Source organism: Halorientalis brevis, from assembly GCF_042678165.1.
Lineage (GTDB): Archaea > Halobacteriota > Halobacteria > Halobacteriales > Haloarculaceae > Halorientalis > Halorientalis brevis.
Genome location: NZ_JBHUDJ010000011.1, coordinates 1 through 25930, shown reverse-complemented (window position 1 = coordinate 25930; position 25930 = coordinate 1). Strand labels below are relative to the sequence as shown.

The following is a 25930-nucleotide window of genomic DNA, read 5'->3' as shown; positions in this document are numbered from 1 at the left end:
GACCATGTGATACGTGGACAGCCGCCGTAATTTTCGGCGGAGAATAGAGGTCCTACCAGATACTAAAAGACGGATAGGTGTCGTCGTTGCCCCCGTGAGGCCGAACGGGCGTAAATTTAGCTCTGTGCCGAATGTGGGGTATCCTACTGAAAACAGGATTATGTTCCAACTGTGATGGGTGAGTGTGGATGAAATCGCCGTTGCTCACCCAGCGAGCCGTCACAGTTCCCGCGTCGCGATCCGACGTCGCAATCGTTCCCGCGGTCAATCCAGCGCGCTGCCACGGAAGCAGCGAAACGGAATCCGAACTGGGACACCACGGCCACCGTTTCTATCGATTCGAACGGTTCCCGGTGCTAGAAATCCGGATACGAACCAACGTTCAATTCCGGGGTGACCACTCGATCGTTCAGGCCGGTGTCACCAACCCCACGGAACGAACCACCAGCGGGCGGACCGGAGACAGCAGAGGAGTGAGCCAGATGATTGCAGACCGTCGTGTAGTAGGAGAATTATAACAATATCCGAACCAGTCGAGGGATTTCGTAAGCCGTGGCCATCACGACGAGGTCGATGGCCTCGCGTCTATTACAACCATGAGAGGAGTAGAGATCAGTTCGGAGACGGCCGATGAGCGTGTCGAGACGACGATCGAGGACTATCGGGTCGTCGATCTGTTTCTGCAAACACTGTCGTACGCACGCGACCGTGACTACACTGGCTGGGACTACGGCGACGGAATGAGCAGTCGGATCCTCCAAGCCCTCCCGGTCGACAACAAGTGGCTCAACCTCGTGTTTCAGGAGACCAGTAAGCGATGCCCGGTGAACGTCAGACCGCTGTTGCTCGTCGAACAACGGCGGAATTTCAAAGGAACCGCACTGTTCTCGATGGCGAACCTCACCGCTTCGGAGTTAGGGTTCACTCAGGCTCGCCACGCCCCGAACCAATCGCCCGTCGATTACGCCGCAGAAGCCGACGAGCTCGCCGCCTGGCTCGTCGAGCACCAGTGTTCAGGATACGGTGGTTTCTGCGGCGGTCACCGCCATCCCATTCAGCATCTCGACGGCCGCGGCCAGCCGTCCGATCCGGACGTCGTCTCGACGTCGTACGCCACCAAAGCCCTCCTCCGAGCGGGCGCCCTGGACGAAGCGTATCCCGACATCGCCCGGAGCGCTACCGAGTTCGTCGACGGCCATCTCAACTATCGGCAGGTGGAGGGCGACCGCGGCGCCAAGGTCAACTATCACCTCAATCACTCTGAAGAGTACTACACGATCAACGCCGGCGCACTCTGCGCGCGTCTCTTCGTCGATCTCTACGCCCAGTTCGGTGACGACGCGTATCGAACGCGAGCGCGCGAACTACTCGACCACATCGCAGACCTGCAAGCGGACATCGGGGGCTGGACGTATCGCCATCCGCCGGACGCCTCGCACCTCTCGATGGACAACCACCACAACGGGTTCGTCATCGAGAGCTTCCAGCGGTACCACGCTGTCACTGACGAGGAGCGGTACGCGGACACGCTCGACACGGCACTCCACTTCTACCGACACGAACTGTTCGAGCCCAACGGCGCACCGAACTTCGACGAGCAGAACGCGTATCCCCGTGATATTCACGCCAGTACACAGGGCGTCCTGGTGTTCACCTACGCCGGGGATCTCCAGTTCGCGCGTCAGATACTGCAGTGGGTGTTCGACAACCTCCACGCTGGCGACGGGCAATTCTACTACCGCAAAGAGCGGTTCTACACGCGTCGGGTTACGCTGATGCGCTGGTGTCAGGCCTGGATGGCATACGCGATGGGCGAGTATCTCAAAGCCCTCAAACAGCAGTGACGTCGGCACAGAACGCTCGAAAGACCCCTATAACAATGAGAGCAGATTCTGACTCATCAACAAACGAGTCGATGACATGAGCATCGAAGTTCGTGAGGTAACCGACGACGATTTAGAGCAGTGGAACCGGTACGTCGACCAATCGCCGCAGGCGGATCTGTTCCACCGCCGTGAGGCACTCGAGGCGCAAGCGGACGAGATGGGATGTCAGGTCTACCACCTGGTGGGCTTCAAGGGGCAGGAACCCGTCGGGATCTTTCCGGTGTTCGAGATTCAAAAAGGGCCACTGACGACCGCGTTCTCGCCGCCACCGGACTTGCGCGTCCCGTACCAGGGCCCGGCGCTGTTGAACATGGGAAAGTTGAAACAGCGGAAAGCGGAGCGACGCCACCAGTCGTTTCTGGAAGAGTGTTTCGACTGGGTCGACGACGAACTTCACCCGCGATACATTCACGTCAGGCTTAACGGCAATTATCCGGATCTTCGTCCCATGCAATGGGAGGGATTCGACGCGAAGCCGGCATACACGTATCTCGTCGACCTGACACCGGACGACGACGATCTCCTCATGTCGTTCAGTAGTGACGCTCGAAGCAACATCCGTGACGGCAGGGATGCAGCAGACGTCTCCATCGAGGTCGGGGATCGTGACGCCGTGCTCGCCATCCTCGAACGCGTCCGCGAACGGTACGAGAACCAGGGGATCGCGTTCCATCTCTCGGATTCGTTCGTGACCGATCTGTACGAGCGACTGCCTGAGGGAGCAGTACGACCGTACGTCTGTCGCGTCGCCGGCGAGTTCGTCGGCGGCATCCTCGCATACGAGCACGGTGACACGATCCATCGATGGCAGGGCGGTGTCAAAACTGACGCAGACGTTGCCATCTCGATCAACGACAACCTCGATTGGGCAGTGATGGAAGACGCAAAATCCCGGGGCATCACGACGTACGACCTCGTCGGTGCCGAAAATCCGCGGATCAACAAGTACAAGGCGAAATTCAATCCCGATCTCCAGGAGTACTACACGCTCGAACACGGGTCCACGGCGATAAACATCGCCGCCCACTTTTACAAACAGCTTCGCTCGTCGACGGTCCTCGGCTCCAAGTAACGTCAGTCAACTCTTCGTGAGCGAGCCGGAGAACATTCGATACGCCGTTTTCGCCGTCGTCATCCCGACCCCCGAGGACTCGGCGACGTAGTACTCGGTTAGCTCGCCGCAGAACTTCGCCTTGTACTCACAGAGTCGCTCGGTGTTCGCCCCAACCAGATCGTATCCAGTGATCGATTCGAAGTCCGGATCAGTCAGGACATCGTCGAGGATCTGGCGGTGAACGAGGGTGTTGACGCTGATCCCATCGTACGAGTGTCTCGCTCCTCCCAGCCAGAAGTACGCGTGGTCGTTCGAGTAGAGGACCACGATGCCGCCTAGATACGCGCCCTCGTCGTCCCGGGCGACGTACGCTCGGAACCGGTCATCGAGCGCGTCGACGAGGTCTTCGACGAAGCGACGGTGTACGGGCGGCGTTTTGTCCTGTTCGAGGTATCGCTCGGCGACGTCCTCGTGAATTCTGACCGCGCCGCTTCGGCCCTCGTCGCTGATGGTGACGTCAAGCTCCGGAAAGCGCCGCATTTTGTTCCGCAGGCTCTTGCTGAAGCCTTTCATGAGTTCCGCTAAACTCGATGCGTCGTCGACGTCGACGACGTACGTGAATTTCGGATCCACGTCGAGTCCGTTCCACGACAGCGGACGGGGGTCCCCGTAGTCCAGTGGACTCAGTATTCGGACGAGCGTCGTCGACGAACTCGCCCCGACGTCTTCGAGCACGCCCTCGACCAGTGCCTGATTGATTTGTTCTCGCTTCCGCAGTTTCGGACTGTTCGGCATCAGCACTGGTCCGAGTCGCGGGATACTGAGCCCCGGTGGCGGTGAGAGAACAGCGCGACCGACGCGGCGCTCCTCGACGAAAACGGGGAGTAAGCCGACAGTTTCCTGGCCTTTCTTGGCGGCGTACAACCGACGCTCGGCGTCGAGATGGTCAGTGACGACCGAAAGTGCCGCCGGCAGATGAAACACCTCGAACCCCGATTTCGGAAGTTCCGTCCCCCACTCCTCCAAACCAATCTGTTCGACCCTCATGACTAATGCTATCGCATTTTACGGAGACACCAACTTTGTTACATGGTCGCTATGGTATATACTAGCTCACAATCGAAAGTTCAGCGATTCAAACGGTTAGCCCGCGGTACAGACGCAGTGATAACTGGAGTCCACGACGCCGACGGGTCGTCCGATCGGCAAGGGAGCGACGAGCCAGGTGTTCTGTTCTTCAGTGAGACGCGGAACGCCGGAACGCGAAGTGGTCTGGCAGTTATTTGGCACCTCGCACGTCGAGTCGTGACGGAAGCTATCAACCGGGGAATCGCACGCTATCAACCGGTATTCGAATAACTTTATTTTTGAGTGATAGTGTGGTTTTCAACATCCATAATTAGAGTAACACATATTCATATGGAAACCAGAGGAACGCGTAATGCGAATCAAAGACAAGCCTGCGACGCCGACGCCGAGTCGGCTTCTCGGCCTGTTGTTGCTCGTCGGAGGCGGGGTGTTTATCGGTGACTTCTTCTGGGCCATCGCGACCTACTCCCCCTCGATAACGGCTGCACCAGTCGCTGTCTGGGCAACGCTCGTCACCGGTATGTTGGCGGGATCGGTTCTGGTCGGCGTCGGCGTCGCAGCGATGCTTCACTCAGCCGACCACATCGAGATCGGGAGTCAGGTCGACTGGAACACGTAAACTACCCTCCCCTACTTCACTCGGGGGCAATGGCCCCGCTCGCTCGTTGAGGGTTCCGTCAGACGAGGTCTGACGACGTGCAGGCTGTCGCCTGCACCAGGGCTTTCGCGTGGACTCCCGTTCTACGCCTCGGATGAGGCGGGAAGGTCGTACTCTCCACTCACGTTCAACGTCCCGCGATTCAAGCGCACGTCTACGGGTGTGCCTCCGTCGTCTGCGTTTTGCCGACGGCGGAGAGACTGTAGGCCGATGTTTTTTCGCCGTCGAAAAGTCACGCAGTGACTTTGCTGCCCGCCGGATGTAATCCGGCGACCGCGTTGTAGTCGGCGTGGTTCTGGTAGCCACAATCCAGACACTCGTAGTCCTCGTCGGCAACGTACTTCGTCGGCGGTGTGTCGGGATTATCAGAGAGAATGTAGTCATACTTGATTCGTCCATCCGGTGTCGATAGCGAAACGTGGTCACGGTGGAACGTGACACTTCGCTTGTCGTAGATGGCGGTATCGGCCGTGAACGTCGGACGGGACGTATCTTGGTCGTTTTTGAGGCGTTCGACGCCGCTCTTGATGGCTTCGACGGCCTGATGAATCCCTTTCTGGACGAGATTCGCGGTCAACTCCGTGTCCTCGCGTAGCTGATCGTACAGCGCATCTTCGGCCTTGGCCTTCGATGTGACGTGGTAGCCGTCGTCGATTGGTTAAGCTAAAAGACGATAGTGATGAGCCAATCATCAATCTTGGCATAGTTGGATTTAAGGTTTAGACGCATCTAATCCCACGTAAGATGTTGAGCGACGTGATGGAGGATTATCTCAAGTCGATCTATCAGCTTCAGCGAGAACACGGTGCTCCCGTCCAGACGTCTCGTATCGCGGAGTATCTGGACGTGACGTCACCGACCGTCACCAGTATGATGGAGAAACTCGAAGAGCGAGGACTGGTCACGCGTGAGAAGTACAAGGGCGTCGAGCTAACCAAGGAAGGGCAAACGGTCGCCATCGAGATCATTCGGCATCACCGACTGCTGGAATCGTTCCTCGTCGAGCAACTCGACTACGAGTGGACCGACGTCCACGAGGAAGCGGACGTCCTGGAACATCACATCAGCGAGGAGTTCGAAGAGCGGATCGCCGAGACGTTAGAGAACCCCACGGTCGATCCGCACGGGGACCCGATTCCCGAAGAGACGCTGGAGCCACCGGGTAACGACGATGCACGACCCCTGTCGGAGTTCGCTGTCGGTGATACCGTCATCGTCGCCCGCGTCCGGGATCGAAACGAGGAGGAACTGAACTACCTGGCAAAGGCGGGGATCGTCCCCGGTCGAGCACTCGAAATTCGGGAGATCGCTCCGATCGGGATGGTCACGATCACGCACGACGGTGGCGACCAACATCTCCCCGACGACGTCGCCGAAACGATTCGCGCGAGGCCGATCGACGTCGACGAACGAGACGAACCTGAGGTGTCCCACTTGTGAGCGGGTTCGTGGAGATCATGCTGATCGCATTGACGGCACAGCTCGCCGTGCTGCCGGGCGAGAAGGTTCAGTTCCTCATCTCCGGGCTCTCGACGCACTACAATCCGATCGTCGTCGTCTCAGCGGCAGGCGCTGCGTTTGCGGGCTGGACAGCGGTCGAAATCTGGTTCGGACAGGCGATCAAAGGTGCTCTCCCACCAGTCGTTCTCGACGCGATCACGGCGGGGATGTTCCTGCTCTTCGCGTTCCTGCTGTTCCGGTCGGCACCGGATCCCGGCGAAGAGACGCTCAACACCGATGGGTCTGGCATCGCAGCCGTCGAAGATCAACGCCTCCCCGTCGTCGGCGAGGTTCCCGACTACTTCGGAGGCTTCCTGCCGATCTTCAGCATGATGGCCGCAGGGGAGTTCGGAGACAAGACGCAACTCGTGACGATCAGTCTCGCCCTCCAGTACGGCGCCCATCCGGCGATCTGGGTCGGCGAGATGCTCGCGATTATCCCGGTGAGCATCGTAAACGCCGTGTTCTTCTACAAGTTCTCACACAAGTTCGAGCTGCGGAAAGCCCACTTCTTCGGCGCCGGTCTCTTCGCGTTTTTCGCATTTGATACTCTGCTCAGTATCTTCGTCGGCGTCTCGATCTGGGAGACGCTCGTCGGTATCGTAAGCAGCACGATACTCGGCGTACTCTGAAGACTTAGTTTCTGTCGCTTTTACAACCGTCAGTACGTCTATCCAGCGTTTTCCAACTCACGCCACGTCTTCTGACGTCTGGACGGCGCCATAGCCAAGCGCCATGAGGGCGAGGAGCAGAAACCCGGTGACGCCGATCAGATTCCGATCCACAGACAGCGCAACTGCCGTCCCGATCAGAAGGAAGATCATCAGTCCCACGTACACGGGTTCCGGAAGCGTCCTCAGAACGGCCACGGATCGGTCACTCACCATCACTCTTTCAATTCTGATAACAACCTCACTCCATTTGTTTGCTGTCAAAAGTTCCCGACAGTTCGAGAACGAACAAAACGCAATCGCAGATCACAGGGACAGGTAGGACCGAAGGCGGTGCAGCGATCTCATGAGGGCGGAAAACGCCGACCTGTTCACTCGACTGTTTCGGTGAGGACCTTCTTGACGACGTGCGGGTCTTCGAGCAGCTGATGTTCTGTGTAGCTCCCTTCTGCGCTGCCGCCGCTGTGCCGAGACTGTTCCAGAATGTCGAGAAAAGCGTGTTCCTTCAGGAGGTCCCGAACGCGCCGGAGGGAGAGCGGATCCGCCCCTTCCTGGCGGCAGATCTGTTGATAGACGTCGAACACCTTGGTCGTACGGAACGCTTCCTGCTGTGACTCATCGAGGGAGAGAACCGTCAGTGCCTGCAACACGTACCGAGAGTGGGGCGTCGATCCGCGAATCAGTTCGCGGAACCGGTCCGTTTCGGCGCGTTCTCGTGCTTGAATCACGAACTCCTCGCGAACGGTACCCATGTCGTTAGACTGGGCGATCTCACCCGCGTAGCGCAGAATGTCGATAGCTTTCCGTGCGTCGCCGTGCTCTTTCGCCGCCAGCGCCGCCGCACGGGGGATGACAGACTCTTCGAGAACGCCGTCCCGGAACGCGTCGCTGCGAGCCTCCATGATAGACCGCAGCTGCGTCGCGTCGTACGGCGGGAAGACGAACTCGCGTTCACAGAGGCTCGACTTGACGCGTTCGTCCATCCGATCTTTGTACTTGATCTTGTTACTGATCCCGATGACGCCGATCTTGCAGTCCTCGATCTTGCCGGCCTCGCCGGCCCGAGAGAGCTGCATGAGAATGTCGTCGCCGTCCAGTTTGTCGATCTCGTCTAAGATGATAAGGGCGACGTCGAGGCGCGAGTCGAGAATCGACCAGAGCCGCTTGTAGTATGTCGCCGTGCTGATGCCGCGGTCGGGGATCTTGATGTCCGTAATCGAACGATCGTTGAGGGCGCTGGCGATGGTCTGGACGGCCTGCGTTTCGGTCGAGTCCTGTGCACAGTCGACGTAGGCGAACCCTGCTGTGACGCCTTCCTCGTCGGCCGTCGTGATGAGTCGCTGTGACACGTACTTCGCGCAAAGAGATTTCCCCGTCCCGGTCTTTCCGTAGATGAGAATATTGCTCGGACTCTGTCCAAAAATCGCGGGATTCACGGCGTTCGCTAACTGGCTGATCTCCTCATCCCGTCCGACGATACGCCCCTCGTCCGGAAGATGATTGATCTCCAGAAGTTCCTTGTTCGCGAAGATTGGGTCCTCTCGAATGAAAAGATCGTCCGATTCGGACATCCTAGTTCAGACCACATTTCCGGTGGAACTGACTTTACTTTTTCCCCGAAAGCCGCGCAGTACGTTTCCAGTGTAATCTGGCAGGTAACCGCTTCGCAGTTGTCTTTAACGGCATCTTCGATTCATCGGAAATTATATTCTTAGTCCGATAAGCATCGGCGAAAATTCACGATCTCGGTTCATCGGAAACGAGGTCCCGGCTCTATCCGTATTCTACTGCGCCCGCTCGACGTTCCCGACAGTAGAGCGGGCATGCCTCCTCGGAAAGGCACGTTCATTGTTGGCTCGAATCTGTTTCGCATCCCGTAGCCAACGTATCTCCAACACCTATATAATATCATTAATCAATCATAGAGACACCACGTTTCTAGTGAAAACCGACATTACATAGCTTAATTCGTCTGATGTCACGGTTCTTTCAGGCATTTTATTTATATATTATTCCATACTATTTCCCCGGTGGTATAGTGCGTTTTACCTGAATTGAGGCGCTAAGGCCCCTTCCTCAACGAGCGACCGAAGGGAGCGAGTAGGGAGGGGATACAGCGGCCCCAGAACGCGTAGCGTTCTGGTGTGCGAACGAGACGCAAGCGTCCCGTCAACGCCGCACGAATATCAAACACGTCCGACGCTCGGCCCACAGGCCTACACAATCGCAACCCATATTTGTGTAGTTTGTGTATATTGTGATGTGGCAACGCGCAAGAACATCTCTATCCGCGACGACCAAGCCGAGTGGGTCGAGGAGAACCACCTCAACCTCTCGTCGTTCGTCCAAGAGAAACTTGACGAACTCATCGAAGAACGCCCGTAGATGAACTACAACTACAGGTATCGGCTCCGACCATCCGACGCCCACCGCGAACAGTTAGCGTGGACTGTCGATACCTGTAGACAGGTCTACAACCACTTCCTCCACCGTCTCAACCGGAACGACGACACCTCGGCATACTCCGAGCAGAAACTCCTGCCGAGCCTCAAGAAGTGGTGGAACGACCTGAAAAGCGTTCACTCGAAGGTTCTTCAGAAAGTCGTTCAGCGGTTGTACGACAACCTCTCGACGCTCCGGGGTCGCAAGGAGAACGGCTACCACGTCGGGACACTCAAGTGGAAAGCGCCGGACGAGTACCGCAGTTTCACCTACAGTCAATCCGGCTTCAAGCTCAAGAACACGAGCGGTCGAACAAAACTTTGGCTCTCGAAACTCGGAGAGATTCCGCTCACTTTCCACCGCGAACTTCCCGACGACGCCGAGATCAAGACCGTCACAGTCAAACAAGAACCCACCGGGACGTGGTTCGCCGTCCTCGGCGTCGAAACCCCGGACGACCCACCGGAGAAACCGGAGAATCCCGAGAAGTGCGTCGGAATCGACGTGGGGATTTGCAAGTATGCCCACGATACCGACGGAACTGCCGTCGAATCACTTGACCTGTCCGACGAGCGAGAGCGGTTAGAACGCGCACAGCGTGACCTCTCGCGGAAGGAACACGGTTCCGCGAATTGGGAAGAACAGCGGAAGGTCGTGGCCGAGCGCCATGCTGACCTCAAGCGAAAGCGGCGAGACTTCCTCCACAAGTTATCGTACCACTACGCCCGCGAATACGACCTCGTGGCGGTCGAAGACTTGGACGCGAAAGGCTTGGTCGAACTGCCGGGGAACTCTCGGGACCGGGCAGGCGCGGCGTGGGGGACGTTCCTTCGGATGCTCAAATACAAGTGTGAGCGAGAGGGGACGCACTTCGTCGCCGTCGAACCGGCGGGAACGACGAAGGAATGCGCGTCCTGCGGCGTTTCGACGGACAAGCCGTTGTGGGTCCGTAAACACTCTTGTCCGGCGTGCGGGTTTGAGGCGGATAGAGACGCGAACGCGGCGTGGAACATTCTTTCTCGCGGTGTCAAAAAGCGGTTAGGAGCGGGACGCTCCGAATCAACGCCTGTGGAGACTGCGCTCCCTGTGGATACGTCCGTATCTGCAAAGCGCGTCGTGGAAACAGGAAGCCCCATCCTCAAGCGCGAGGGCGTCAGCCCGAGCGGTAGGGTGGAGTAGTTCACCGGAAACGAGGTGTGTGTTTTCTCTTAGTACGTGACTATCAGAAGGGATACGACTGGTGGGAATTTCGACCTCTACGAGCGGATTCACTCACTAAACACCCTATAATAGACCTCGTGCACACGATTACACCGGAAACGTGGTGTGTTACAAGGCTCTTACTCTCCGCTTCGTCAGATCGCTTGGGCAAACAGCGGTGGCATGGGGAAGTCGAACTCAGTCCGGGTCGTGGCCCCACACGAGCTCGTCAACCAAGTCCGCGGGACTGCCAGTCGCTTTTGCCGTGTCGCTCTCTCGGGAGGAAAGCAACGGCACTACTGGCACACCGATATTGTCGACGTCTGTGTATCGTGATCGAGTCATACGGATCTGCCGCCAAGTCGCCGACGGCAGTATAGTTAATTATTGTTCATTAATATTAGTATAGGGCCACTAGTGGCAGACGGCAATTCGTTTTAACCAACAGAACGGTCGCAGGGATCAGCGTTGGTTAACACGTCGACAGTCGAGAGCCAGTTCGGATTCTAAACGCTCACGGGCTATCTGCGCCCTTCTACCGAGATGTCAAAGGGGAATAGGAAGTGGATAACAATACTGGTAGCAATCTTGCATGATGATGGGCCCTGACGGGAACAGCCGAAAGGGCCTCGCGCACAGTTGCGTGACGTGTCACAAGCCCCGGAACGGGAGCCCGACACCGTTCCACAACGGGGGAGCCCTGCCGGACCCGAACCACAAATCCTCTGGTTCCCCGCTGCCTTCACCTCACGCGCCGGCACGTGGTCTCCACGTGCCTTTTCACACGCTCCTATCCAGCGAGCCACTGCGACGCGACGAGACCAGCTGGTCTCGTACCCGCAGCGACGGAGCGTCACGTCCAGTACGTCATCGCGTGATCGAACAATGCTACTGACTCACAGCCGACAACGTGTCGTCACACCCATGTTATCGGGCGTCACGACTGAAGTAACGAGTTCCTAGCCTCAGTATGGACGTATACTGCATCGTACACGACTGTTTCGAGTTACACACGCCAGCAGTAAGTATAGTATACTCGGGCAAGAGAACACGTGTTGAATAATACGACCCCGTCGGAGCGGAATTAACCAGTTACATCCGGTACAAACAGTCTACTGCAGTTAAGACCGGTGGGCGTCCCATATCTCATAGCCCTGGTGAAAGGTGGCCAGGGACGGGTGAACAATGAAACGCAGTTCAAATCAATCGAATGAGTGGTGGGAAGAGAAGACGAGCATGCTTCACGCAGGGCACTCTCCCCGAGTGAAGGTGTTTCTTCGTTCCCTTGCGCCTCCGATGGGGACGTGCCAACAGCAAAACGAGGCCCTAGAGCAGCTCCAGTCGTTCGAGCGGCAGGGCCTCCTCGATTCTGTAGACGTCACCGTCTGGGGAAAGTCAATTTGTCCCGATAGCGCGGCCGCACAGACTGAGCCCGGCACGCGAATTCTCGATTACGTCGACGAATTCACGGCCTGGGGTGCCAGAACGGGATCGAGCACCGAGCTTCCCTTCGAAGAGCAGCGCGTCTCCTCTTCGATCCTGGACGAACAGTACCAAAAAATCGTCCTCCCACAGGTCTGTTTCGGCGTGTACACCAGCGATCAACTCGAGCTTGTGCTACCGTGTGAGATCGACGGGGAAAGCTACGGCGTCGAGGATTTCATTCGCATCGTCGAGCAGCAGAGTCCTGTCGAACGGGAAATTGGGACTTCGGCCTGAGCCCTTCCTCACAGGTCGCACGCGACCACTCACGAACACGGCACGGTGAGATCTGCACGGACCTATAGAACAAACCCTGTTTGCAGGCATCTGGTCCTCACAGTACGCATACGACCGAGAAACCCGCGTATTTCGGGGAAGGGACGATAACGCGTCTATAACAAAGGCCAGCACGAGCAAGCGTTCGCTTGCTCGAATGTCCCGCTATAGAGACGCCAGTGACACGGTTCCCTCCAGCCAGGTCCAATGAGTACGCAAGCGGACTCCAACTGGCAGCAAGTGCGTAGTTACCTCAAGACATTTCCCCTCGATCTCGTTGTCATCGTCGGGTTCGTCGGTCTCCTCACGTCGAGCGTCGCGCTCGTCCCCGATGATCCCTTCTGGCGCTTCCTCTTTGGTGGCGTCCTGCTCGTCTTCGTCCCCGGGTACGCGTTGCTGGCAGCCGTCTTCCCCGGCGACGGGCCACAGAGCCGAGAGCGTCGGATAACGAACCTCGACGGAGTGACGGTGAACGACGGGATCACGCTCAGCGAGCGCCTCGCCCTCGCATTTGGAATCAGCGTGGCGCTCATCCCGTTGTTTGCGCTCGGACTCGCTGCGGTCGGGGTTACGTTGACGCCGTCGACGGTCATCGGCGTCCTCTCGGTGTTTACCGTCGGCTGTGTCGTGGTCGCGCTGTTTCGCCGCCTTCGACTCCCCGTCTCGGATCGATTCAGCCTCCCGCTCGACGAGTGGGCAAACGACACCCGGACGTTCCTGTTCGGGGGCAGTGCTATAGATAGCCTCGTCAACATCGTGCTCGTGCTCAGCATCCTGGTCGGAGTCAGTGCCGCCGCCTACGCGATGTCCGTCCCCCAACCCGACGCGGAGTTCACCAGCTTCGCACTGATGACCCGCTCTGAGAGCGGCGGATACGTGAGCTCTGGCTATCCCACGAACTTCACACAGGGTGAGCCAGAGGAACTCGTCGTGAGCGTCACAAACAATCGACAGGAGGCGACGGCGTACACGGTCGTCGCCGAACTCCAGCAGGTTCGAACGAACGACGAAAAACGGTTACAGGTCCTCTCACAGCGCGAACAGCGGCGGTTTCCCCTCGACCTCGAGCCGAACGAGAGCTGGCAGCAACCCCACGACATCACTCCGGAACGGGCCGGAACGAACCTCCGCCTCGTCTACTTCCTGTACCGCGGTGAGGCTCCGGTCGAAGCGAGTGCGGCGACCGCCGACAAACGACTCCAGTTGTGGATCAACGTCTCGACGCGGGTTCAGCAGAACAACACGGCGCCCAATACGACGGTCCCCAACACGACAGCGCCCAACACGACGACCCCCAGCACGACCGGCAGAGTCGGTCAATAAGGAATCGAGCCACTCGCCGCTACTCTCGGAGCATCCGTCCGACGGTCACGAGGCCGAGCATCAGGACGACGCCAGTCCCCAGCAGAATGAGTGCCCACTGGAAGGAACTGTCTGAATCGGACTCGCCGTCGCCAGCCGTCACCGTCCCGCTGTCTTCCGCAGGCGTCGACTCCCAGTTCGGCCCTCGGTCGACGGTGACCGTGGTCGTGCGATTGTTCACGCCGAGTCGATACTCTCCCGGTGCGTCGAATCGCTGCGTGAACTGCACCGTCCGAGTTGCTCCTGGAGCGAGTTTTACCTGATCAACGGTGACGACGTCCCCGAACGCACGGAACTGAACGCTGCCGGTCCCGCCTGCAGTCCCGGCGTTCGTCACCGTCGCGTCGACGGTGACCGTCTCGCCCGTTTCGACCCGGTTGCGGTCCACTGACAGGGCCGTCACCGAGATGTCGGGCGTCGGTTCAGTGACGGTGAGCTCCGTCACGTACTCACCGACCTCGACGTCCGTCTCCCCTACTTCCCGGAACTGAACCGGCACCGTCACGGTCCGCTGTGTGCCGGCCGCGACGGACACCGTCGGACTCGCGATCGTGCGGTCGTTTGCGGTCACGTTGAACGTCTCCGTTCCGTCCCGACTCCCGCTGTTCTCCAGGGTCAGTTCCAGGCGTGACGTCCGATTCGAGAGGGGCGGCGGATTCTGCGGTCTGACGTCGACGACACTGATCTCGGGATGGCGAAGTCCGACCGCGACGAGTCCGGGGTCGGCGATCGAGGTCCGAACGATCATCTCGTTGCCGCTTTGCCGGCCCGGCGTCGCATCGACCGTTCGCCACTCCCCGCCGCGATACACGGACACAACGACGTCGTCTTGTCCCGCGTTGGCCTCCCGGAGATAATCGGTCTCGACGTCGAAGCGGTACGTGATGCCGAAATCGTTCGAGCTCGCAGTCGAGCCGACGGTACTGTACAGCAGGGGCGTATCGAACGCGGCGGGCGGGCTCGCTGCATCGGCTGCCGAGAGCGATTCGAGCGTGCTATCCACGGTGACGTTCAGGTCGAACCGGGACGCCCCGCCACGCGAGACCACGTCGAACGAGCGCAGATCGGTGTCGTCATCTGCGTCACCGACTGCACTCGGCGGTTCGACGGTCGTCGACCGGCCGTTCCTGGCGTTCCGGACGGCCACACTGAAACTGTTCGAACCAGTTCGCGAGACGGTCGCTGACATCGACGAGGGCGCCGGCCCTTGCCCGGTACCGTTGGGTGGGAGTTCCTGCGGGAGCTGTCGAGCAGCGCTCGGGACGGTCACGCCGCTCAGCGACGGCTGGTGACACGGCTGCGACATCTCCCCGTCGATACATCCGCTCTGTCGTGTGACACGGTCGATCGTGGCGTCGGCCGTCGGTTGCCCCTGCACGCCGACGGCGGCAGTAACGACGGTGACGACGATCGCCACGAGAACAGTCACGTGAAGTCGTTCGCCGGACATGATATAACAGTCGCGCGTCTGCTATCGACGGAACGGAACCGACCCGCTTTGTTATCCCCAGAGAAATCAGGTAGTAGCCCGCTACCACCGGTGCAGGGTCAGGTCAGCCCGCGATCGCCCCGCGGAGTCGCCTGCTGAACGCGCTGAACCCCGGTTTGCCGTCCCAGACCCAGAGCCACAGCGCAACGACGAGCAGCCCGAGTTCGCCACTCAGGTACATCATGCCACGTGGCGTCCCCAGGAAGCCGAGGAAATCGCCGAACAGACGAGTAATCTTCCCGAGTGCATCGGACTCGACGTACCCCTCACGCGGAACGAACGGGTAGAACAAGAACCCGTACGCAGGACGGTCACCGAACAGGACTGGATAGACCACGTCACCAGGAAGGTGCAGGAGATAGCCGACGCCCAGTGCGACGCCCAGGTCAGTTCGGCGATACCGTCGCGCCATCCAGACACCCAGCGTGACGAACGGGAGCGCAAACACCAGTGAGTGAGCGAGTGAGCGACCGCTCGGGAGCAACTGCAGCCACCAGGCGAGCGGTTTGTCGATGAGGTCCGGCAGTTGTGATCCGACGAGCAATGCGATGACCGGGCCAGCGCTGGGCGTCTCACCGGTCGTCACCCGAGTCACGACCGAGTAGCCGATGTACGCGACGGCAGCGTGTTCCCACGGCCACATCAGCGATCCCCCGTTCCCTGATCCATGCGTGGTCTCGGTCGTGGACGCAGTATAGTTAGTGCCCACCTAGCGACAGGAATACGCAGACAGTCGACCGTTCGTCGCTCTCAGGCCGGGGTGTGGAAGAAGCTCATCGCGTAGTACAGCGGCCGTTCGTAGACGTCCGGGTCTTTGTGGAACATGATGTGAGAGCCGATCTGTGCGTTGTTGAAGTGTGCGTACCGTGGCCCCTGCAGGATTCGGACGAGGAGTCGCGGATCGATGTCCATCCGGACGTACTCTTCGGCCGACTCGTACTCGTCGACGCCCACGAACTCGAAGCCGTCTCCCTGCATCGAAATCTTTGCGAACTCGTCGTCCACCAGTTGCAGGTACACGGTGGTCTCGGACTCGTAACCGAGATCCTGACGTTTCACCTCGAAGTGTTCGTAGGCCTCGGGAATCAGTTCCCGGAACGTCTCCCGGTCGGGCATCGGATCCGACTCGAACGTGAAGTCCCGATCGGCCAGGACGGTCTCGATGTACTCCGCTTTCTCCTGTTCGTCGATCGGGGTGTACGGCGCCGACTGTCGCTCGGCGTCGAGGTCGAAGTGCTCCTCGCTGTTTAGGAGGACACACACCGAGGAATCTGGCACCGCATCGCTCCGTTCGAAGTAGTCTTTGGCCTCGTCGCGGCGGGCCACGGCGAGGTACTCGTTCAGGTCAGCGTTGTCTCCGGCAAGGACGTAGCTCCCCGCAAAGGGCATGTAGTAGTCCGGTTCCAGCACGTCGATGAACGACTCGGCGTCCTGGAGCATCTCGACGGCCACGTCCGCTTTGGCTTCTAGCTTCTCCGCGTGCGTGTAATCCGCCATGCACTGCGGGTAGAAGTTCGCCGCCCCGTACTGCATGAGGAGCATATCGATCTCACCGTACCTGTCGTTGATTTCGCCACAGGCGCCGGCGGACATCGGCCACCGGCAGTCGTTCGCGTTGACGAGGACCGAATCGCCGTCGTCGAAGACGCCCATCGAGTCGATCTGGGTCGAGCCGTCCGTTCTGCCGCCGCTCTCTGACTCCATCCACCACGAACAGCCGAAGTACTTCCCGCATTTCTCTGGGTTACAGTTGTCCGCGCCGAGGACGTTGAGGTGGAGGTCACCGCCGAGGTGGACCCGCTCGTTGTGGGGAAGTTCCTTCACGTCGAACCCGTGTGCCTCGACGTTGTGCCGAAGGAAGTCCGACTGGTAGTCGTGGATCAGCACGGGGATGTCGTCGTCGAGCCGTTCCAGCGTGTCCCCGTGGCAGTGGTCGGGGTGAATGTGCGAGATGTAGATGTAGTCGACGTCGTTGTAGTCCGACGGTTCGAATTCGAGTGGCGGATAGTGGGCCCAGGCACCGTAGAAGGCACCGTCGAGCAACCACGGGTCGCACAGGACGCTCATATCACCGTCTTCGACGACTACACTGGAGGACTTGAGATGGCGGAGTCGCATACCTGGAACGTCTGTGTATCCCCTCCTTTGTTATGGCCAGAGCAGCAGTATAAGGCCCGAATACGGTGTAATCTGGAAGGCAATTTGGCTCGGCTTGTTTCGGTCAGCAAATGAACACCTCACCGACTTTATGAGCTCGATACCGGTTTTCAGGAGTTTTCTAACCCGGACGCGGAAAAGTTGTAATTAACAATAGCTGCTGGCAGCGGCGTATTAGGGGAGACATTCATGTACCGGAATCGATCATTGGATGACCAAATATGCGGGACTGAGGCCCGCAGCGCCTGAATATGTACAGGAATCACTCGGTTGGCGTCGTCATTCCCGCCTACAACGAGGAGGGATTCGTGGGCGACGTTATAGAGACGGTTCCGGCGTACGTAGACCGCGTTTACGTCATCGACGACGGATCGACTGACGGAACGTGGGACGAGATTCAAACAGCTTCGGACCGCGTCAACGGCGACGAGCAGACCGGCGCCAGTCGACGTCCGGATTTCGACCGCCGGGTCGTCCCCATCAAACACGAGCGCAACCGGGGCGTGGGCGGCGCGATCAAGACGGGGTATCAGCACGCCCAAAACGATCGCATCAACGTGACGGCGGTCATGGGCGGTGACGGGCAGATGCGGCCGTCTGCACTCTCCAATTTTCTCGATCCGATCGTGGAGGGGCGAGCGGACTACACGAAGGGGAATCGGCTCATCGAAACCGAGACGCGGGCAGGCATGCCGCAGTTCCGAAAAGTCGGCAACTACATCCTCTCTGGACTGACGAAAATCGCAAGCGGGTACTGGGGTATCGGCGACCCCCAAAACGGATACACGGCCATCTCGCTGGAAGCGCTCGACACGATCGAGTTCGACGAGATGTACGAGTTCTATGGCTACTGTAACGACATCCTCGTCAAACTCAACGTCCACGACCTCCAGGTCGAGGACGTCCCCCGGAAGTGTAACTACGCCGACGAGGAGAGTCACATCGACTACAAGACCTACATCCCCCGCGTGTCGGGGATGCTCCTTCGGAACTTCGTGTGGCGGCTCCGCGAGCAGTACCTCCGCGGGAGCTTCCATCCGGCAGCACTCTGCTACACGATCGGGATGACGACGGGCGTCGTCGGGACGATCCTCGCGAGCGTCGAGGCCGTCACGAACGGCAGTCGGTCCCGTGGCGTCGGCAACGCGATCAAGACGTCAGTTGTCGGCGGAATCGTGTTCGTCCTCGGGACGCTGTTCGAGCGAAAGCGCCACGAGTCGCTCGCGACCGCCAGCGATCCGGAGTCGGAACTCGCACAGGAAACCGAGACAGAGCACCCAGTGGTACGGGAAGCCACCGACTCGGCACAGCCTGCCGAACCCACGGAAAACGGCGCAGAAATGCCAGTCACGCAGGACGGACAATCGGAGCGCAGCTAACACACCGCCACGTCGACGACGTATCACGTGCGCGGCAGTCGTAGCTGGTGCTTAGCCGAACTTCGCGTTTCATAACAAAACCATCTCGGGAACTGATACTGATGTGGCTCGGTCATCTCGGCCCTCCAAGACGCAGTCGCGGCGGCGACTGCTCCGGGCCCTCACCGTCGGCGCGATCGGTAGTTTAGCCGGCTGTTCGTTTTTCGACGGCCAACCGACGCCGACGCCGTCACCGACGCCACGGCGGTCAGTCGGTCGCACGCCAGCGCAGGGGCAGCGAACGCGGGACGTCCCGTCCACACTCACTCAACAGTACGAGACCGTCCACAACGTCGTGCAGCTCGGGGCGGACCATACTGGGACGCACTCGGTGAGCAGCGTCCTGGACGCCGAGATCGACGACCAGACGGCGCTGTACTTCCCCAGAGGAGAGTACCGACTGGAGAGCGGGATGACTGCAGGCGGGTTCCGCAACGTCGCGCTGGTGGGGGACAGGGCACTCGTTCGCCCGCCACAGGGGTTTACGGGGTCGTTGTTCGAGTTCGGAACCGACGCCGACGCGGCAGGGCTCCGGTTCGAGGGGATCGATTTCGACCTGACGGCCGCGAACACCGGTGCACGGCCGATCCACGCGGCGATTCAGGACGGATTGTTAGTCCGCGACGTCACCGTCTACGGTCGCCAGGACGTCGACCACGACAGCATGCGGTTCGACGTGACGAGCGCGTCGGGGTCGGGCCGAGTGGAAGCGCTTCGGCTGCCAGACGGCAGTGTCACCACTTATCCCAACACTGGCATCTACGTCGGCGAGAAATCCGTCGGCTCGCTCACGTTCGCGGACTGCCACGTCGTCGGATTCCCGGACAACGGACTCTACGCCTCACCGGCCCCAGGGAAGGTCACCGTCGAAGGCGGCGTCTACGCCAACAACGGCATCGCGAGCGTTCGAGTCAGCGGCGGCAGCCGCATCAACGACGCGCGCATCATCTGTGACTCCACGCGGTCGGGGCTCGAAAACATGCGCGGCATCAGGCTCCGCGAAGGAACCGACGTGGTCGTGGACGGCTGCACGGTCGAGATGCGGGCGGTAACCGAAAGCGACGCCGGGATCACCATGGCCGAGTGGTTAGAGGGCGCCACGATCCGCAACACGGTCGTGCAGACGGACGCAAACGACGTCCCCGGAATCCTGGCCAAACGCCCGAACAGACGGCTCAGAGCCGACCGGTCGACGAACGCCGGAATCACGCTGGAAGACGTTCGAGTGCTCGGCCGTGCCGCAAACGAGAGCGCGATCTCCATCGACAACCGTCACGGATGCCGGCTCGACCGCGTCTGTATCGACCAGCGCGGATCGGACCGAGACGGAATCACGCTCAAGAACGCCACGAACGGCGTTCTCACCGAGACGGTCATCGACGTCACGGGGGAGCCCCTCGTGCTTGACGACGCGCGGGCGAAACGGCGGCAGGTCCGAATCGGCAGTTTCGGACGCCGCTGTCACTCGGGCGACTGATAGAGAGTATCGTAGCCAGCCGGAGTCACAGCCACCTCCGGCTGGCCGACTGGTATCGATTCGACACAGGAGAATCTGTGAATGTCTGCGATAATCCCTGTGAGCTACCGAAGCCGACGGTAGAGTTTCGAGAGCAGGTCCATCGTCCGCGTGCTTCTGACGAGGCTCTGGAAGGTCACCAGTTCGGGGTCGAACTTCGACTTGTAGCGTGAGATGCCGCGGTGGTTGGCACCGACGAGGTCGTAGCGGGTGCAGCCGCGCTCGGCGGCACGGCGCATGACGTGCCAGTCCAGCAGTTCTGTGACCGGCAGGTCCGGCTCCGGTTTCGCACCGCCCTGCCAGCGATACACCGTGTCCCCGTACTCCAGGGCGATCATCCCGCCGACAAAGCGGTCGCCCTGGTGGACGACGTACGGCCTGACGACGCCGTCGGGCAGTCGCTCGGACAGGTCCGTCACGAACGAATCCGTGACGCGGTACGATTTCCCCTGCTCCCGGTGGCGAGCGCGGAGGTGGTTGAGTATCGTGGCGATCGCATCGGAGTCCTCCGAAACGTGGAGCTCCGGCGTTTCGGTCCGAATGTTTCGTCGCGCGTCCCTGCTGAACCGATCTAACAGGGACGACGCGTCCGGCGTCAGATCCACCACGTAGGAGTACTGGGGCGTGGCCTCAAAGTCCCGCCACAGGAACGGCCGATGGTCCCCGAGCCGCGCAGCCGTCCGAACGAGGACGTAGCTCGGGGCGAATCGGTCCTGGAGACACGAGAGGACAGCGCCGATGAAATCCTGCCGCCGCCGCTCGTGTCCCACGGTATCAGTTCCGTCCCAGTCGAAGACGACGGGTCCCAGATAGCGTATTTTCAGATTCGGCGCCGGAGAGAACAGCGCCGTCAGCGGGCCGACCGACTTCTCGAAGACGGGAAACAGACCGAGCGGACGGTCGTCGGCGAACCCGACGAACGAGTGGAACGTCGTTCCGGTGTGATCGGCGAGAGTTTCGAGGAACTCGTAGCGATGAAAGGGCGTCGCCTGGGCGGCGTTCGCGGCCAGGTCGTTCCACTGCCGGCCCGACACAGTCGAGGTGATGCGGAGATGGTACGGGCGGTCAGACGTCTTCGAGGTAGCCAAGGTTTGCGAGGTGCTGTTCGACCGCGTCGCTCTCGTCGGCGCTGATTTCTCGTGCATCGAACTCTGGGTAGGACTGACTGTCGAGCGATTCGACGAGGGGAAGCGGGCGGCCGTCCATGCGGTCGCTCGGCGCGACCGCGAACGTGGACAGCACCGTCGGGGCGACGTCGAACAGTTGCGGCTGTTGGGCACCGTCCATCGCTGCGGGATCGATATCGGCGCCCGTCGCCACCATGATTCCCATCCGCTTGTGGTTCCAGGGTTCGGAGGGGGCAGCGAACTGGTCACCGAGCAACGCACCGGAGAGGAACGTGTCGAAGCTGTCCGGAACGACGACGATGTCCGGGGCCTGATCGGCGTATGGGCCCTCGTAGACCGCCTCGCGGGGATGCACCGCCTCGAACACTGGACTGCCGTCCGGCGTCGTGAGTTCCGTGAGCGACGAGATCAGCGATTCGCGAACTGACTCGTACTCGTCCTCCGGAACCGTCCCGTTCGGATCGCGCCCGGCGACGTTGAGTTTGATTCCGAGTTCGATCCGGGACCGCATGTACGCAGCCGAGTTCTCGAAGTCGACCTGTTCCGTCCCCGCCCTGATCGCGTCCGTCGGCATCACGTCCGCAACGACGTCGGCGAGCCCGACAGCGCTGAGAACGCGCTCGATGCGTTGGCTCGTGAGGCCGACTTTCGCCGCGCCAGCGACGGCGCGTTCGAGGAGTTGCTGGTCGGGTTTCCCCCCGTCTTCACCTTCTCTGAGCTTGTTCCGGGCGATCGAATCCCAGGAGGGCATCCCTTCACCGCCTCTCTTGGTCGCGACGTAGCCCGCTTCACGCAGGTACTCGTTGACCCTGAACTCGTAGCCGTCGTACTCGCCCATCCCGTGATCGCTGACGATGACGACGTTTCGTGGGTCGCACGCGTCGAGCACGGCGCTGATCTCGTCGTCGACCGCGCTGTAGACGCGTTCGACGGCCTCCCAGTCGTCCGGTCGTTCGTGAAACACGGTGTCCGTCAGCTGGAACTGCAGGAAACCGAAGTCAGGGTCGTGTTCCGCGACGAGGTTCCGGAAGACCGTCCCCCGGGACCGGACGACGTCCTCGTAGGCGTCGAGATGAGCCTCCCGTGACACGTCGCTGGTCTTCGGCGGGTATATCTGATAGTCCTCGACCGACGAGAGGGCGTCGTCGGGGTGACACTCCGGGTCCTCGGGTGCGACGTATCCCGGAACGACGGCGCCGTCGACTTCCCGCGGCGGATGGGTCACGGGGACGTTGACGACGACGCTTTCGTGCCCGTGCTGGTCGAGGAGTTCCCAGATCGCGTACTCCTTGACGTCGGTCCGATCGACGACGTCCCAGTCGTACCCGTCGAACGTGAGAAAACCGAACACCCCGTGCTTGCCCGGGTTGACACCTGTATAGAGCGAAGGCCACGCACTCGGCGTCCAGGGCGGAAGTTGGGACTCGAGTTCGCCGACGTAGCCCTCGCTCATGAGCCGGTCGATGGTTGGAATCGCCGCAGCGTTCGAGAGCCGATTCAGCACCGGCAGACATGCAGCATCCAGACCGAGAAGGACTGTTTGCAGCGAAGACGAACGACCCGATGACATCACTTGTCATTGTCGAATCTGACGTTTTGTTACGAGCAACTTTCCGCCACGATAGTAACTCATAGTATCTGATATTCGCCGCGCAGGCTATCGTTACATTCGGCCCGTGAGCGACGACAGACCGGGAACGATGAGCGGATACGTGCCGTAAGGGCCACCTACCGTCCGAATCCACGATTCCGCACTCACGATACAAGAACGACGTAACTAGAACGGCACTGTCTTGACGACTAAGCCTGACCCGCTGGCCCCATAATGGTCAGAATGTTTATCACTTTACTATCTCCCTAATCCGATATGGCACGTCGCCAGGATGGAGGAAGCAGTGGGAAAGACAACCTTATGGACAGACGATCGCTGCTGCAGGCGATCGGTGGCGCGGCAGCGACTGTCGGACTCGGCAGCGCCGTCACCGGTTTCAGCACGCAGCGGGTGCGGGCCGCAGAAACCGTCGTCGATCTGGGCGAAAAAGGCCTCAAATCGGGCGACGACATCGACCCGTACCTCGAGGAGCACTTCGTCTCCGGCAACGAGGTCCACATTCCCGCAGGTGAGTACAACTTCTCGAGCGACGAGGCACTCGGTGGGGACAAGAGCAACTGTGCGCTCGTCGGTTCGCCGAAAGGCGTCGTTCTGCACCGACCGGACGACCCCGAAGAGACGGTGCGACCGAGCCTCGCCGCCGAAGAGGGGACGGTTCGCGTCGAGAACATCACCATCAAGGGCAAACACGGTCAGGAGCAGTCGCGCTGGCGGATGGAGGCCCAAGAGGGTGCGACGATCGAAGTCGTGAACGTCAACTTCCCCGACGGCACCGTCGAAGCGTCGGACTCGACGGGGATCTACGCGGGCGGGGAGCACGCGGGGCTGCTGTGGGTGAAGAGCTGTTACTTCTCGAACTTCGGGAACGTCGCGCTCTACGTCTCCGACCCGTACTCGGAGGGCAACGGCCAGGTCATCGTCGAAGACTGTAACTTCGTCAACACCGGCATGTCTTCGCTCCGGTTCGCTTCGGACGACAGCATCTGTCGGCGCTGTTACTTCGAGGCCACCGAGAAAGGCCCCGAAGGGAACACCGGGTGGAACCAGCGCGGCATCAAGATCGACGACCCCGGCGAGAACGTCCTCTTCGAGGACATCGACATGTACTGGACCGACGTGGCCACCTACCCGATCCAGTTCGACGACAAGGGCGAGGGCGGCGCCGGCGTCATGCGCAACGTGCGCATCTACAACGACAGCGACAACGCGACGTTCAAGAAACAATGGGACGGCATCGCAGAGAACTGGGACGGCGAGAACATCCACCTGACCGGTGGTGCCGACCACAACGCGCCAGAGAGCTTCGAGACGGTCACCGGCAGCGAGGCCAAGAAGCCAAAGCGAGAGTACGAAATCTGGACGCCCATCGAGGGCGCGGCCAGCCCGGACGAGTCGACGAACAAGTGAGATCGCGGCAGTACGCCGTCGTCGATAGCCCGGCACGGCCTCCACCCGAGACCGGTCGCTGACGCGAAGTTGGCATAAATTGCCCCGGACTCGATCCAGGGACATCTGTTTCTTCGACGCACTGAGACGGTGCGCGTTCAACGCGGGTCTCGCAGGACGACTCGACAGGACCATCCCTGAGAGCGTGAGGCGAACGAAATCTGGAGTAAGACACACTTACTCACCCGTCTGCGCCTTCCGATAGCAATCCGCAACTATCTGCAGACTACTGATGCACTGTCTTGTAAAGTAACCCTGACTGTTCGGCATCCGACTGGTCAGAATGTTTATCGGTTTAGTGTATCCCTAATCCGACATGGCACGTCGCCAGGATGAAGGAAATCGCGGGAAGGACAGTCTTATCGACAGACGATCGCTGCTGCAGGCGGTTGGCGGAACGGCAGCAGCCGTTACGCTCGGTAGCACGATCACGAGCGTCGGGGCACAGGTGAGTGGTGCGGACAACGTCGTCGACCTCGGAGAACAAGGTCTCACGTCGGGCGACGACATCGACCCGTACCTCGAGGAGCACTTCGTCTCCGGCAACGAGGTCCACATTCCCGCAGGTGAGTACAACACCTCGGGCGACGGACTGGGTGGGGACAAGAGCAACTGTGCGCTCGTCGGTTCGCCAAAAGGCGTCGTCCTGAACCGACCGGACGACCCCGAAGAGACGGTGCGACCGACGCTGTTCGCCGAAGAGGGAACGGTTCGCGTCGAGAACATCACCATCAAGGGCAAACACGGCGAGGAACAGTCGCGCTGGCGGATGGGCGCAGCCGAAGACGCCAAAGTGGAAGTCGTGAACGTCAACCTGCCCGACGGCACCGTCGACGGCTCCGACTCGACGGGGATCTACGCGGGAACCGACCACGCAGGCCTGCTCTGGGTCAAGAGCTGTTACTTCTCGAACTTCGGGAACGTCGCACTCTACGTCTCCGACCCGTACTCGGAGGGCAACGGCCAGGTCATCGTCGAAGACTGCGCGTTCGTCAACACCGGCATGTCTTCGCTGCGCTTCGCATCCGACGACAGCATCTGTCGAGGGTGTTACTTCGAGGCCACGGAGCGGGCCCCCGCCGGAAATACCGGGTGGAACCAGCGCGGCATCAAGATCGACGACCCCGGCGAGAACGTCCTCTTCGAGGACATCGACATGTACTGGACCGACGCGGGTACGCGACCGATCCAGTTCGACGACAAGGGCGAGGGCAGCGCCGGTGTCATGCGCAACATGCGCATCTACAACAGCGGTGATCGTGAAACGTTCGTCCAGGACTGGGACGGAGTCGGCGAGAACTGGGACGGCGAGAACATCCACCTGACGGGCGACGCGGACCACAATGCCCCCGAGAGCTTCGAGACGGTCACCGGCAGCGAGGCCGAGAAACCCAACCGGGAGTATTCGATCTGGACGCCCCAGGACGGTGCAGTCGGTCCGGACGGCCCGACCGACGGCGCGGACTCGGGCGGCTCCACAATCGACGGCAAGAAGCTCACCCTCCACGCGAGCCCGGACAACCCCGACACCTACTGTGACGTCTC

The 25930-nt window shown here is 60.3% G+C and carries 21 protein-coding genes and 1 pseudogene; 13 read left to right on the top strand and 9 right to left on the bottom strand.

Translation table 11 applies throughout. From position 1 onward, the window contains the following. Positions 1–596 precede the first annotated feature (596 nt). Both ACFR9U_RS15165 and ACFR9U_RS15160 read left to right on the top strand, forming a co-directional pair. On the top strand, positions 597–1844 hold the full coding sequence (locus ACFR9U_RS15165; protein WP_247381509.1) for a YyaL domain-containing protein: 1248 nt from the start codon (positions 597–599) through the stop codon (positions 1842–1844). A 76-nt stretch (positions 1845–1920) separates the two neighbouring features. Beyond that, positions 1921–2958 carry a GNAT family N-acetyltransferase gene (locus ACFR9U_RS15160; RefSeq protein WP_247381511.1) on the top strand — a complete coding sequence of 346 codons (1038 nt, stop codon included), beginning with the start codon at positions 1921–1923 and terminating at the stop codon, positions 2956–2958. A 6-nt stretch (positions 2959–2964) separates the two neighbouring features. Here ACFR9U_RS15160 and ACFR9U_RS15155 read toward each other — a convergent pair whose 3' ends face one another. Further along, the gene (locus ACFR9U_RS15155) at positions 2965–3987 is read right to left on the bottom strand and encodes a GNAT family N-acetyltransferase (protein WP_247381513.1); all 1023 of its coding nucleotides are present in this window, start codon (positions 3985–3987) and stop codon (positions 2965–2967) included. 394 nt (positions 3988–4381) lie between these two features. On the opposite strand from ACFR9U_RS15155, the gene ACFR9U_RS15150 reads away from it, so the two are divergent. Next, on the top strand, positions 4382–4648 hold the full coding sequence (locus tag ACFR9U_RS15150; RefSeq protein WP_247381515.1) for a hypothetical protein: 267 nt from the start codon (positions 4382–4384) through the stop codon (positions 4646–4648). Positions 4649–4770: 122 nt separating this feature from the next. Here the strand turns inward: ACFR9U_RS15150 and ACFR9U_RS15145 are convergent. After that, positions 4771–5339 (bottom strand): annotated as a pseudogene (locus tag ACFR9U_RS15145) (hypothetical protein); the annotation flags it as partial. 92 nt (positions 5340–5431) lie between these two features. Between ACFR9U_RS15145 and ACFR9U_RS15140 the strand changes: the two are divergent. Both ACFR9U_RS15140 and ACFR9U_RS15135 read left to right on the top strand, forming a co-directional pair. Continuing rightward, a complete protein-coding gene (locus ACFR9U_RS15140; protein ID WP_282594412.1) occupies positions 5432–6127 on the top strand; it encodes a metal-dependent transcriptional regulator in 696 nt (231 codons plus the stop codon). Continuing rightward, positions 6124–6819: a TMEM165/GDT1 family protein gene (locus tag ACFR9U_RS15135; RefSeq protein ID WP_247381518.1), complete on the top strand. Its 696-nt coding sequence runs from the start codon at positions 6124–6126 to the stop codon at positions 6817–6819. The genes ACFR9U_RS15140 and ACFR9U_RS15135 overlap by 4 nt, the downstream gene beginning before the upstream one ends. A gap of 57 nt (positions 6820–6876) precedes the next feature. Here the strand turns inward: ACFR9U_RS15135 and ACFR9U_RS15130 are convergent, their stop codons facing one another. Beyond that, positions 6877–7122, bottom strand: coding sequence for a hypothetical protein (locus ACFR9U_RS15130; RefSeq protein ID WP_247381519.1), 246 nt, complete (start codon positions 7120–7122; stop codon positions 6877–6879). A 107-nt stretch (positions 7123–7229) separates the two neighbouring features. Next, on the bottom strand, positions 7230–8429 hold the full coding sequence (locus tag ACFR9U_RS15125) for an orc1/cdc6 family replication initiation protein (protein ID WP_247381520.1): 1200 nt from the start codon (positions 8427–8429) through the stop codon (positions 7230–7232). Positions 8430–9120: 691 nt separating this feature from the next. Here ACFR9U_RS15125 and ACFR9U_RS15120 point away from each other — a divergent pair. The 4 genes from ACFR9U_RS15120 to ACFR9U_RS15105 all read left to right on the top strand — a co-directional run bounded on the left by ACFR9U_RS15120 (position 9121) and on the right by ACFR9U_RS15105 (position 13581). Then, positions 9121–9243 (top strand): hypothetical protein, encoded by a 123-nt coding sequence (locus ACFR9U_RS15120; RefSeq protein WP_282594413.1) that lies wholly within the window; start codon positions 9121–9123, stop codon positions 9241–9243. Next, positions 9244–10479: an RNA-guided endonuclease InsQ/TnpB family protein gene (locus ACFR9U_RS15115; RefSeq protein ID WP_247381521.1), complete on the top strand. Its 1236-nt coding sequence runs from the start codon at positions 9244–9246 to the stop codon at positions 10477–10479. Positions 10480–11685: 1206 nt separating this feature from the next. Next, a complete protein-coding gene (locus ACFR9U_RS15110) occupies positions 11686–12219 on the top strand; it encodes an HTH domain-containing protein (RefSeq protein ID WP_247381522.1) in 534 nt (177 codons plus the stop codon). Between the two features lie 246 nt (positions 12220–12465). Next, a complete protein-coding gene (locus tag ACFR9U_RS15105; protein ID WP_247381523.1) occupies positions 12466–13581 on the top strand; it encodes a DUF1616 domain-containing protein in 1116 nt (371 codons plus the stop codon). A 19-nt stretch (positions 13582–13600) separates the two neighbouring features. On the opposite strand, the gene ACFR9U_RS15100 is transcribed toward ACFR9U_RS15105, so the two are convergent. The 3 genes from ACFR9U_RS15100 to ACFR9U_RS15090 all read right to left on the bottom strand — a co-directional run bounded on the left by ACFR9U_RS15100 (position 13601) and on the right by ACFR9U_RS15090 (position 17227). Then, positions 13601–15049 carry a CARDB domain-containing protein gene (locus tag ACFR9U_RS15100; protein ID WP_247381524.1) on the bottom strand — a complete coding sequence of 483 codons (1449 nt, stop codon included), beginning with the start codon at positions 15047–15049 and terminating at the stop codon, positions 13601–13603. A 124-nt stretch (positions 15050–15173) separates the two neighbouring features. Next, complete coding sequence (locus tag ACFR9U_RS15095; RefSeq protein WP_247381525.1) at positions 15174–15818, bottom strand: metal-dependent hydrolase; 645 nt, start codon at positions 15816–15818, stop codon at positions 15174–15176. A gap of 41 nt (positions 15819–15859) precedes the next feature. Beyond that, positions 15860–17227: an MBL fold metallo-hydrolase gene (locus ACFR9U_RS15090; protein WP_282594414.1), complete on the bottom strand. Its 1368-nt coding sequence runs from the start codon at positions 17225–17227 to the stop codon at positions 15860–15862. A gap of 290 nt (positions 17228–17517) precedes the next feature. On the opposite strand from ACFR9U_RS15090, the gene ACFR9U_RS15085 reads away from it, so the two are divergent. Both ACFR9U_RS15085 and ACFR9U_RS15080 read left to right on the top strand, forming a co-directional pair. After that, on the top strand, positions 17518–18645 hold the full coding sequence (locus ACFR9U_RS15085; RefSeq protein ID WP_247381528.1) for a glycosyltransferase family 2 protein: 1128 nt from the start codon (positions 17518–17520) through the stop codon (positions 18643–18645). A gap of 103 nt (positions 18646–18748) precedes the next feature. Beyond that, positions 18749–20161 (top strand): right-handed parallel beta-helix repeat-containing protein, encoded by a 1413-nt coding sequence (locus tag ACFR9U_RS15080; protein ID WP_247381530.1) that lies wholly within the window; start codon positions 18749–18751, stop codon positions 20159–20161. A 104-nt stretch (positions 20162–20265) separates the two neighbouring features. On the opposite strand, the gene ACFR9U_RS15075 is transcribed toward ACFR9U_RS15080, so the two are convergent. Together ACFR9U_RS15075 and ACFR9U_RS15070 are read right to left on the bottom strand one after the other, a co-directional pair. Next, on the bottom strand, positions 20266–21234 hold the full coding sequence (locus ACFR9U_RS15075; protein WP_379814669.1) for a lipid II:glycine glycyltransferase FemX: 969 nt from the start codon (positions 21232–21234) through the stop codon (positions 20266–20268). A gap of 31 nt (positions 21235–21265) precedes the next feature. After that, positions 21266–22897, bottom strand: coding sequence for an alkaline phosphatase family protein (locus tag ACFR9U_RS15070; protein WP_247381535.1), 1632 nt, complete (start codon positions 22895–22897; stop codon positions 21266–21268). Positions 22898–23194: 297 nt separating this feature from the next. On the opposite strand from ACFR9U_RS15070, the gene ACFR9U_RS15065 reads away from it, so the two are divergent. Both ACFR9U_RS15065 and ACFR9U_RS15060 read left to right on the top strand, forming a co-directional pair. Continuing rightward, the gene (locus ACFR9U_RS15065) at positions 23195–24346 is read left to right on the top strand and encodes a hypothetical protein (RefSeq protein WP_247381539.1); all 1152 of its coding nucleotides are present in this window, start codon (positions 23195–23197) and stop codon (positions 24344–24346) included. Positions 24347–24701: 355 nt separating this feature from the next. Then, positions 24702–25930: hypothetical protein (locus ACFR9U_RS15060; RefSeq protein ID WP_379814666.1), on the top strand; the 1229-nt coding region annotated here is incomplete at its 3' end.

What these genes read in the sequence shown, in the direction of transcription:
- ACFR9U_RS15155 (WP_247381513.1), bottom strand. Translation starts at nt 3,987, where the DNA reads ATGAGGGTCGAACAGATTGGTTTGGAGGAGTGGGGGACGGAACTTCCG.
- ACFR9U_RS15110 (WP_247381522.1), top strand. Translation starts at nt 11,686, where the DNA reads ATGAAACGCAGTTCAAATCAATCGAATGAGTGGTGGGAAGAGAAGACG.
- ACFR9U_RS15085 (WP_247381528.1), top strand. Translation starts at nt 17,518, where the DNA reads ATGTACAGGAATCACTCGGTTGGCGTCGTCATTCCCGCCTACAACGAG.
- ACFR9U_RS15090 (WP_282594414.1), bottom strand. Translation starts at nt 17,227, where the DNA reads ATGCGACTCCGCCATCTCAAGTCCTCCAGTGTAGTCGTCGAAGACGGT.
- ACFR9U_RS15160 (WP_247381511.1), top strand. Translation starts at nt 1,921, where the DNA reads ATGAGCATCGAAGTTCGTGAGGTAACCGACGACGATTTAGAGCAGTGG.
- ACFR9U_RS15165 (WP_247381509.1), top strand. Translation starts at nt 597, where the DNA reads ATGAGAGGAGTAGAGATCAGTTCGGAGACGGCCGATGAGCGTGTCGAG.
- ACFR9U_RS15115 (WP_247381521.1), top strand. Translation starts at nt 9,244, where the DNA reads ATGAACTACAACTACAGGTATCGGCTCCGACCATCCGACGCCCACCGC.
- ACFR9U_RS15125 (WP_247381520.1), bottom strand. Translation starts at nt 8,429, where the DNA reads ATGTCCGAATCGGACGATCTTTTCATTCGAGAGGACCCAATCTTCGCG.
- ACFR9U_RS15150 (WP_247381515.1), top strand. Translation starts at nt 4,382, where the DNA reads ATGCGAATCAAAGACAAGCCTGCGACGCCGACGCCGAGTCGGCTTCTC.
- ACFR9U_RS15070 (WP_247381535.1), bottom strand. Translation starts at nt 22,897, where the DNA reads ATGTCATCGGGTCGTTCGTCTTCGCTGCAAACAGTCCTTCTCGGTCTG.
- ACFR9U_RS15140 (WP_282594412.1), top strand. Translation starts at nt 5,432, where the DNA reads ATGTTGAGCGACGTGATGGAGGATTATCTCAAGTCGATCTATCAGCTT.
- ACFR9U_RS15065 (WP_247381539.1), top strand. Translation starts at nt 23,195, where the DNA reads ATGGCACGTCGCCAGGATGGAGGAAGCAGTGGGAAAGACAACCTTATG.
- ACFR9U_RS15105 (WP_247381523.1), top strand. Translation starts at nt 12,466, where the DNA reads ATGAGTACGCAAGCGGACTCCAACTGGCAGCAAGTGCGTAGTTACCTC.